Genomic DNA, 9364 nt, shown 5'->3' on the forward strand with positions numbered 1-9364 from the left:
GACTACCCGCTGCACCTCGGCGTGACGGAGGCGGGTCCGGCGTTCCAGGGCACGATCAAGTCGGCGGTGGCGTTCGGGGCGCTGCTGTCGCAGGGGATCGGGGACACGATCCGGGTGTCGCTGAGCGCTCCGCCGGTGGAGGAGATCAAGGTCGGTCTGAAGATCCTGGAGTCGCTGAACCTGCGGCAGCGTGGTCTGGAGATCGTCTCCTGCCCGTCCTGCGGGCGGGCGCAGGTGGATGTGTACAAGCTGGCGGAGGAGGTCACCGCGGGCCTGACCGGCATGGAGGTCCCGCTGCGGGTGGCGGTCATGGGCTGTGTGGTCAACGGGCCCGGTGAGGCGCGGGAGGCCGACCTGGGTGTCGCCTCCGGCAACGGCAAGGGGCAGATCTTCGTCAAGGGCGAGGTCATCAAGACCGTCCCCGAGTCGAAGATCGTCGAGACCCTGATCGAAGAGGCCATGAAGCTGGCGGAGCAGATGGAGCAGGACGGCCCGTCGGGGGAGCCGGCCGTCACCGTGAGTTGAACAGCAGGACCGAAGGGGGCCCGAGCGTGACGATTCTGGAGACCATCCGGGGACCACGCGACCTGAAAGCGCTGGCCGAGGCGGAGCTTCGCGAACTGTCCGAAGAGATCAGGGAGTTCCTGGTGCACGCGGTGGCCAGGACCGGCGGTCACCTCGGGCCCAATCTGGGGGTGGTGGAACTGTCCATCGCGCTCCACCGGGTCTTCGAGTCGCCGGTCGACCGCATCCTGTGGGACACCGGCCACCAGAGCTACGTCCACAAGCTGGTGACGGGGCGTCAGGACTTCTCCAAGCTGCGCGGCAAGGGCGGCCTGTCCGGCTACCCCTCGCGCGAGGAGTCCGAGCACGACGTCATCGAGAACAGCCACGCCTCCACCGCGCTCGGCTGGGCCGACGGGCTCGCCAAGGCACGCCAGGTGCAGGGGGAGAAGGGGCACGTCGTCGCGGTCATCGGCGACGGCGCGCTGACCGGCGGCATGGCCTGGGAGGCGCTGAACAACATCGCGGCCGCCAAGGACCGGCCGCTGATCATCGTCGTCAACGACAACGAGCGCTCCTACGCGCCGACCATCGGCGGTCTCGCCAACCATCTGGCCACCCTGCGCACCACCGACGGCTACGAGAAGGTCCTCGCCTGGGGCAAGGAGGTCCTGCTGCGCACCCCGCTCGTCGGCCACACCGTCTACGAGTCGCTGCACGGCGCGAAGAAGGGCTTCAAGGACGCCTTCGCCCCGCAGGGCATGTTCGAGGACCTGGGCCTGAAGTACGTCGGTCCGATCGACGGACACGACATCGGGGCCGTGGAGTCGGCGCTGCGGCGCGCCAAGCGCTTCCACGGGCCGGTCCTCGTCCACTGCCTCACGGAGAAGGGCCGCGGCTACGAGCCCGCCCTCGCGCACGAGGAGGACCGCTTCCACACCGTCGGCGTGATGGACCCGCTCACCTGCGAACCGCTCACGCCCGCCGACGGCCCGTCCTGGACCTCGGTGTTCGGCGACGAGATCGTCCGGATCGGCGAGGAGCGCGAGGACGTCGTCGCGATCACGGCGGCCATGCTGCACCCGGTGGGCCTCGGCAAGTTCGCCGCCCGCTTCCCCGGCCGGGTGTGGGACGTCGGCATCGCCGAGCAGCACGCGGCCGTCTCCGCGGCCGGGCTGGCGACGGGAGGGCTGCACCCGGTGGTCGCCGTCTACGCCACCTTCCTCAACCGTGCCTTCGACCAGCTCCTGATGGACGTGGCGCTGCACCGCTGCGGGGTCACCTTCGTGCTGGACCGGGCCGGTGTCACGGGCGTGGACGGCGCTTCCCACAACGGCATGTGGGACATGTCCGTCCTCCAGGTGGTACCGGGTCTGCGCATCGCCGCCCCGCGCGACGCCGACCAGCTGTGCGCCCAGCTGCGCGAGGCGGTCGCCGTCGACGACGCGCCGACCCTGGTCCGCTTCCCGAAGGAGTCGGTGGGGCCGCGGATCCCGGCGGTCGACCGGGTGGGCGGCATGGACGTGCTGCACCGCGCGGACCGGCCCGAGGTGCTGCTGGTCGCCGTCGGCGTCATGGCGCCGGTCTGCCTGCGGGCCGCCGAGCTGCTTCAGGCGCGCGGCATCGGGTGCACGGTGGTGGACCCCCGGTGGGTCAAGCCGGTCGATCCGGCGCTGCCGGGGCTCGCCGCCGCACACCGCCTGGTGGCCGTGGTGGAGGACAACAGCCGGGCGGCCGGCGTCGGGTCCGCGGTGGCGCTGGCGCTCGGCGACGCCGACGTCGACGTACCGGTGCGGCGGTTCGGGATTCCGGAGCAGTTCCTCGCGCATGCCAAGCGCGCGGAGGTGCTGGCCGACATCGGGCTCACGCCGGTGGAGGTGGCCGGGCGGATCAGCGCGAGCCTGGCCGTCAAGGAGGCCGCCGCCGACCCGGCGGGGGCCGCCCCAGTCAAGGAGAGGGCTGAATGAGCAAGGAGTTCGACCTCGGCGCGCTCCTGGCCGAGCGCGGAGCCGAGCGCTACGAGCTGCACACCAGGTACCTCAACCACCAGCTCCCGCGCATGCTGCACACCATCGGCTTCGACAAGGTCTACGAGCGCGGCGAGGGCGCGTACTTCTGGGACGCGGACGGCAACGACTACCTGGACATGCTCGCCGGGTTCGGGGTGATGGGCCTGGGCCGCCATCATCCGGTGGTCCGCAAGGCGCTGCACGACGTCCTCGACGCCTCGCTCGCCGACCTCACCCGCTTCGACTGCCAGCCGCTGCCCGGACTGCTGGCCGAGAAGCTCCTCGCGCACAGCCCGCACCTGGACCGGGTGTTCTTCGGCAACAGCGGCACGGAGGCGGTCGAGGGCGCGCTGAAGTTCGCCCGCTACGCCACCGGCAGGCCCAGGGTGCTGTACTGCGAGCATGCCTTCCACGGCCTGACGACGGGCTCGCTGTCGGTCAACGGCGAGTCCGGTTTCCGGGACGGCTTCGCCCCGCTGCTGCCCGACACCGCCGTACCCCTCGGCGACCTCGACGCCCTGGCGCGGGAGCTGAGGAAGGGCGACGTCGCCGCCCTGATCGTGGAGCCGATCCAGGGCAAGGGCGTGTACGAGGCCCCGCCCGGCTACCTGCGGGCCGCGCAGGAACTGCTGCACCGGCACAAGGCGCTGCTCATCGCCGACGAGGTGCAGACCGGCCTCGGCCGGACCGGCGACTTCTACGCCTACCAGCACGAGGAGGGCGTCGAGCCGGACCTGGTGTGTGTGGCCAAGGCGCTGTCGGGCGGATACGTGCCCGTCGGGGCGACGCTCGGCAAGGACTGGATCTTCAAGAAGGTCTACTCGTCGATGGACCGCGTCCTCGTCCACTCGGCGAGCTTCGGGTCCAATGCCCAGGCCATGGCGGCCGGGCTCGCCGTGCTGTCGGTCATGGAGAACGAGCAGCTCGTCGCCAACGCCCGCGCGACCGGCGAACTGCTCAGGTCCCGCCTCGCGGCGCTGACCGACAGCTACGAGCTGCTCGCCGACGTCCGCGGCCGCGGCCTGATGATCGGCATCGAGTTCGGCCGGCCCAGGTCGCTGAAGCTGCGCAGCCGGTGGACCATGCTCCAGGCCGCCCGCAAAGGACTGTTCGCGCAGATGGTCGTCGTTCCGTTGCTGCAGCGCCACCGCATCCTCACCCAGGTCTCCGGCGACCACCTGGAGGTCATCAAGCTGATCCCGCCGCTCGTCATCGGCGAGCGGGAGGTGGACCGGTTCGTGGCCGCCTTCACGGAGGTGATGGACGAGGCGCACAATGGAGGCGGGCTGATGTGGGACTTCGGCAAGACGTTGATCAAACAGGCCGTCGCCAACCGCTAGCCCGAGCCCCCGGCCGAAGGTTCTTTGCCTCTGAGGCAAGAAATTTGCCCCAGAGGTAAAGCTGCGGCTCAATGGGGGTATGAGCTCCCCGGAAGCCGAGTTCGAGCAGCCGGCGGGACCCGTGGCAGATCTGCCCGCCGTCGCGCCGCAGCTCCGCGCACTGCGCCGCCGCGCCTCCCTCACCCTGGAGGCCGCGGCCCGCGCGGCCGGACTGTCCCCGGCCCACCTCTCCCGGCTGGAGACCGGGCAGCGGCAACCCTCGCTGCCGGTGCTCCTCGGGCTCGCCCGCATCTACGGTACGACGGTCTCCGAACTGCTCGGCGAGACGGTCGCCGACCGTAACGCCGTGGTGCGCGCCGTCGACATGGAACCCACCGCCGCGGGCGGCTGGACCTACTGGCAGGCCGGCGCCTCCGGCCGGGGCATGCAGGCCCTGCGGGTCCACGCGCCGTACGGCACCCAGGGCGACATCGTGCGCGTACACCCCGGGGAGGAGTGGCTGTACGTCCTCACGGGGCGGCTGTGGCTGCGCCTCGGGGACGCCACACACCGGCTCGGTCCCGGCGACAGCGCGCACTTCGACTCGCTGACGCCGCACCGCATCGCGGCGCTGGACCCCGAAGGGGTCGAGCTGCTGTTCGTCCACACCCTGTTGCAGAGTCCCACGGCCGCGCTGTGCCTGGGCCCGACCACCGGAGACATGCCATGAGCAATTACGAGGACAAGTTCCCGCGCTCCCTGTGGATCCGCCTCATCATCTACATCGCGGCGGGCCACCTCTTCGCGGGCTTCATCTACCTGCTGTTCTCGGTGGGCGCCAAGTAGCCCGCCGCGTCCTGACCGGCAGCCCGCCGCGTCCTGGGCGGCGTCAGTCGAGCAGGCGCTCGCGCAGCCGCTCCCGCACCGCCGGAGTGAGGCCGAGCCCCTGCTCCAGGTAGGGCTCGACGCCGCCCCAGGTCTCCTCGATGGTCTCGAAGGCCGCCGCCAGGTACTCCTCGCGCGCCTCGAACAGCGGGCTGAGCAGCTCCATGACCTCGGGGGAGTAGGCCGAAGCCGAGCTCCCGCCGCGCTGCACCCGGTAGCGGCGGTGCTTGGCGTTCGACTCCAGGTAGTCGGCGAAGATCGCATCCCGCTCCACACCCACGGCGAGCAGCGTCACGGCGACGGACAGGCCCGCGCGGTCCTTGCCCGCGGCACAGTGCATCAGCGCGGGCACGCTGTCCTCGGCCAGCGCGTGCAGCACGCGCGTGTGCTCGCCGGTGCGCTCCTTGACGATGAGGCGGTACGAGCCGATCATGCGGCCGGCCGCCTTGCCGTCCCCGAGTATCTCGCGCAGCTGGTCGAGGTCTCCGTCCCGGACCATCTTCCAGAACTCGGCGCCGTCCGCCGGGTCGCTCAGCGGCAGGTTCACATTGCGCACGCCCGGCAGCTCGACGTCCGGGCCCTCCAGCCTCTGGTCCGCGGCGTTGCGGAAGTCGAAGACCGTGTGCAGCCCCAGCGAGGCGAGGAAGGCGGTGTCCTCCGCGGTGGCGTGCGCGAGGTGGCCGCTGCGGAACAGCACTCCGTGGCGCACCCGTCGTCCGTCCACCGTCGGCAGGCCCCCCACGTCGCGGAAGTTTCGGACTCCTGCCAGCTCGGGCTCGGTCGACGGGATCTGCTGCGTCACGGGGGCTCCTCCCAGTCGTCCCCGCCGGCGCTGCTCGTCGACGGGCACCTCCTTGACGATACGACACGCACACCCCGGCTCAGCAGGGGTGTGCGGTCTGCCGCCGGGGAGCCCGTGGCGATTCCGCGGCGAGTCGGTGGCGAGTTGGTGGCGAGTCAGTGGCGCACCGGTGGCGAGCCGGTACGAATGCCGCGAAACGGACCATGTGCCCCGAGGATGCTTCCCTGGTGCATTGCCCCTGCCTGAGTCTTCTGTCCGAATTGGCGCTTTGGGTGGATTTCATTCCAACTCGCTCCGGAATAAGGAATGCTGGCGCGAGGTCGCGTGAGCATCGTCATATCGGTCACCGTGAGTCGCCCGTCATGTTCACGTAATGCGTATTGCTTTTCAGGGAATTTGGCCGCTGAAGTCGCCTCGGAATCAACGGAGGGTGACCGTGAATTCCGGTAAGGGATCAAGAGAAACGTGCGCTTCCCGCAACCTCTTGCTTGTCCCTTCGCGTCGTGGTCGCTTACGTTCGCCACGCAATCCGGGCGGACGCCGAATCCTGCCGCCGCCTGGAATCCCGCACCACTCACCCGTGCACGGCAGGAGCGGGGGACCCACAGGTAGAACCGCCTGTCCGGTCTCCGGAACAGGCTTGGGGTCAAGTCGCGCCCACGGCGCGGCCGGACATCTCCAGTCCGCACCCGACAGCTCACCTCGCAGGCGCCGGAGAGGAATTCGTCATGCCCGCGAAGGGTAAGCACCGCCGCCCCAAGTCCCAGCGCTTCACCCGCTCCATCGCCGTCGCCGGAACCGGCGGCGCCGCGCTCGCCCTCCCTCTGCTGGGGGCCACCGGCGCCCACGCCGACACCGCGCAGTCCACCGCGCAGCCGGTTTCGCAGAAGGCCGTGCAGTCCCTTTCCGGCGCCGAGAAGGCGGCGGCCGAGGGGAAGAAGGCCGCGAAGGAGAGGGCCGCGAACAACGCGCGCGTGCGGACCTATTCGGTGCGCAAGGGCGACTGGCTCTCGAAGATCGCCGAGCAGCAGGGCGTCCGCGGCGGCTGGAAGAAGCTGTACGCGGACAACCGCGAGGCCGTCGGCGACGACCCGTCGCTGATCCATCCCGGCCTGAAGCTCGTCCTCGGCAAGAAGGCCACGAGCGGCGCCACCAAGTCGTCGTCCTCTTCGTCACCTTCGTCCTCTTCGTCGCCTTCCTCCTCGGCGGCCTCTTCCTCTTCGTCGTCCTCTTCGGCTCCCGCGCCTTCCGCCGGCTCTCCGTCCTCCTCCTCCGCCGCCGACGTGTCCTCCTCCTCGCCTTCCTCGCAGCAGGCGACGGTCACCCAGGCCGCCGAGTCCACCGGCACCTCCAGCGGTTACACCCTCCCGGTCTCCGGGGCCGGTGTCGGCACCGGATACCGCGTCGCGGGCAGCATGTGGTCCAGCGGCTACCACACCGGCGTCGACTTCGTCGTGCCTACCGGCACCTCGCTGAAGGCCGTGGGCGCCGGCACGGTCGTCTCCGCGGGCTGGGGCGGCGCCTACGGCAACCAGGTCGTCATCCAGCTGAGCGACGGCTACTACGCCCAGTACGCCCACCTCTCGCAGCTCTCCGTCTCGGCCGGCCAGACCGTCACCGCCGGCCAGCAGATCGGTCTCTCCGGCGCGACCGGCAACGTGACCGGCCCGCACCTGCACTTCGAGATCCGCACCACGCCGAACTACGGCTCCGACGTGGACCCGGTCGGCTACCTCCGCTCCAAGGGCGTCGCCGTCGGCTGACGGTTCCCCGGCCGCCCGGCATGCCGCCGAGGACCGGACCCCGATCCCCGGGTCCGGTCCTCGGCCGTCGCCGCGTACGGGGGCGGCGTATTCCGGGTTTGGTGAACAATTTGGGCGTGGCTTATCTCACCGTTCGTCAAGCCCTCCCTACGGTCGCGTAGGTCACAGTGGACGGTGAATCATGACCTGCTGTGGCAGACGATTCGAAGAGTGACAGCAGATCAGTGATCGGGTCGTACGTCGCGGTGGGGGACAGCTTCACCGAGGGCGTCGGCGACCCGGGTCCCGGCGGGGCGTTCGTCGGCTGGGCGGACCGGTTCGCGGTGCTCCTCGCCGACCGGCGGGCCGAGGGCGACTTCACGTACACGAACCTCGCCGTGCGCGGCAGGCTGCTCGACCAGATCGTGGCCGAGCAGGTCCCGCAGGCCGTCGAACTCGCTCCGGACCTGGTGTCCTTCTGCGCGGGCGGCAACGACATCCTCCGGCCCGGCACCGACCCCGACGAGGTCGCCGAGCGCTTCGAGCGGGCGGTCGCACGGCTCACCGAGGCCGCCGGCACCGTCATGGTGACGACGGGCTTCGACACCCGTGGCGTCCCGGTGCTCAAACGCCTGCGCGGCAAGATCGCCACCTACAACGGCCATGTGCGGGCCATCGCCGACCGTTACGGCTGTCCCGTGCTGGACCTGTGGTCCCTGAAGTCCATCCAGGACCGCCGGGCCTGGGACCACGACCGGCTCCACCTCTCGCCCGAGGGGCACACGCGCGTGGCGCTGCGGGCCGGCCAGGTCCTCGGCCTGGAGGTGCCGGCCGATCCCGAGCAGTCCTGGCCGCCGCTTCCGCCGCGCGGCACCCTGGAGATCCGGCGGGACGACGTGCAGTGGGCGCGCGAGTACCTGGTGCCCTGGATCGGGCGACGCCTGCGGGGTGAGTCGTCCGGCGACCACGTCCAGGCGAAGGGGATGCTGTCCCCGTACGACATCAAACTGCGGATCGAGTCGGTCGCCTGACCCGGCGCTCCCGCGCGTTCCGTGCACGCGCCGCCGAGCGGTGACTCCGCACCCGGTACCCCGTACCCCCTACCCCGTCTCCCGTACTCCGTATTCCGTACGGCCGGCCGGGAACAGCCGGCCGGCGGACGGTGTTCTGCCCGTACATGACGACGAGCGACGCCACCGCGACGGGTGTGCTGCACTACACCGCCTTCTCCGACGACCCCGCCGGGGGCAACCCGGCCGGGGTCGTCCTCGACGCGAGCGGTCTCGGCGACGCCGCCATGCTCGCCGTAGCCGCCGAGGTCGGCTACTCGGAGACCGCGTTCCTGACCCCCGGTCCGCAGCGGCCCGGCACCGATCCCGGACGGGTCTTCACCGTGCGGTACTTCAGCCCCAAGGCGGAGGTGCCGTTCTGCGGGCACGCCACCGTCGCGGCCGCCGTCGCGCTCACCGAGCGGACCGGGCCCGGCGAACTGCTGTTCGTGACGCAGGCCGGCGACGTCCCGGTGTCGGTCGCGGCCGAGCCGTCCGGCGCCCTGCGCGCGACCCTGACCAGCGTCGAGCCGTACGTCGCCGACGCGGCCGCCGACGACGTCGCCGAGGCGCTGGCCGCCCTCGACTGGCCCGCCGCCGACCTGGACCCGGCGCTGCCGCCGCGCATCGCCTTCGCGGGCGCCCGGCATCTGGTGCTGGCGGCGGCCGGCCGCGCCCGACTGGCCGCCCTGGACTACGACTTCGAGCGCCTCACCGCCCTGATGGACCGTCTGGACCTGACGACCCTGCAACTGGTCTGGCGAGAGCGCGAGGACGTCTTCCACGTCCGCGACCCCTTCCCCGTCGGCGGTGTGGTGGAGGACCCCGCCACCGGTGCGGCCGCCGCCGCGCTGGGCGCCTACCTGCGCACCCTCGGCGCGGTCGCCCCCGACGCCCGCCTCACCCTCCATCAGGGCCACGACCTGGGACGACCGTCCACGCTCACGGTCGACCTGCGGGACGGGGACCCGCGCGTCCGGGTGAGCGGGACGGCGGTGCCCATCCCGCGGGCGCCGCACTGAAGACGGCATCGCCGGCGGCGGCCGGTCCGTAC

General features: G+C 71.3%; 9 protein-coding genes and 1 riboswitch. Of the genes, 8 read left to right on the forward strand and 1 reads right to left on the reverse strand.

Annotated features, from left to right (window positions below; genetic code table 11):
- The 5 genes from AB0G63_RS10660 to AB0G63_RS10680 form a co-directional block, all read left to right on the forward strand.
- A partial coding sequence (locus AB0G63_RS10660; RefSeq protein WP_360747443.1) for a flavodoxin-dependent (E)-4-hydroxy-3-methylbut-2-enyl-diphosphate synthase occupies window positions 1–525 on the forward strand: 525 nt, incomplete at its 5' end.
- A gap of 26 nt (window positions 526–551) precedes the next feature.
- Complete coding sequence (gene dxs, locus AB0G63_RS10665; protein WP_360747446.1) at window positions 552–2471, forward strand: 1-deoxy-D-xylulose-5-phosphate synthase; 1920 nt, start codon at window positions 552–554, stop codon at window positions 2469–2471.
- Window positions 2468–3853 (forward strand): aspartate aminotransferase family protein, encoded by a 1386-nt coding sequence (locus AB0G63_RS10670; protein WP_360747449.1) that lies wholly within the window; start codon window positions 2468–2470, stop codon window positions 3851–3853. Before dxs ends, AB0G63_RS10670 begins: the two co-directional genes overlap by 4 nt.
- A gap of 79 nt (window positions 3854–3932) precedes the next feature.
- The gene (locus AB0G63_RS10675; protein WP_360747452.1) at window positions 3933–4562 is read left to right on the forward strand and encodes an XRE family transcriptional regulator; all 630 of its coding nucleotides are present in this window, start codon (window positions 3933–3935) and stop codon (window positions 4560–4562) included.
- Window positions 4559–4678, forward strand: coding sequence for a DUF6126 family protein (locus AB0G63_RS10680; protein WP_360747454.1), 120 nt, complete (start codon window positions 4559–4561; stop codon window positions 4676–4678). Before AB0G63_RS10675 ends, AB0G63_RS10680 begins: the two co-directional genes overlap by 4 nt.
- Before the next feature lie 43 nt (window positions 4679–4721).
- Here the strand turns inward: AB0G63_RS10680 and AB0G63_RS10685 are convergent, their stop codons facing one another.
- The gene (locus tag AB0G63_RS10685) at window positions 4722–5519 is read right to left on the reverse strand and encodes a tyrosine-protein phosphatase (RefSeq protein ID WP_360747457.1); all 798 of its coding nucleotides are present in this window, start codon (window positions 5517–5519) and stop codon (window positions 4722–4724) included.
- Between the two features lie 544 nt (window positions 5520–6063).
- Window positions 6064–6243: riboswitch (cyclic di-AMP (ydaO/yuaA leader) on the forward strand.
- Window positions 6244–6247: 4 nt separating this feature from the next.
- On the opposite strand from AB0G63_RS10685, the gene AB0G63_RS10690 reads away from it, so the two are divergent.
- The 3 genes from AB0G63_RS10690 to AB0G63_RS10700 all read left to right on the forward strand — a co-directional run bounded on the left by AB0G63_RS10690 (window position 6248) and on the right by AB0G63_RS10700 (window position 9332).
- Window positions 6248–7282 (forward strand): LysM peptidoglycan-binding domain-containing M23 family metallopeptidase, encoded by a 1035-nt coding sequence (locus AB0G63_RS10690; protein ID WP_360747460.1) that lies wholly within the window; start codon window positions 6248–6250, stop codon window positions 7280–7282.
- A 224-nt stretch (window positions 7283–7506) separates the two neighbouring features.
- On the forward strand, window positions 7507–8292 hold the full coding sequence (locus AB0G63_RS10695) for an SGNH/GDSL hydrolase family protein (protein WP_360747463.1): 786 nt from the start codon (window positions 7507–7509) through the stop codon (window positions 8290–8292).
- A gap of 146 nt (window positions 8293–8438) precedes the next feature.
- Window positions 8439–9332, forward strand: a complete 894-nt coding sequence (locus AB0G63_RS10700) for a PhzF family phenazine biosynthesis isomerase (RefSeq protein ID WP_360747466.1) — start codon at window positions 8439–8441, stop codon at window positions 9330–9332.
- Window positions 9333–9364: the final 32 nt, after the last annotated feature.

Source organism: Streptomyces sp. NPDC020996 (assembly GCF_040641355.1).
Classification (GTDB): Bacteria; Actinomycetota; Actinomycetes; order Streptomycetales; family Streptomycetaceae; genus Streptomyces.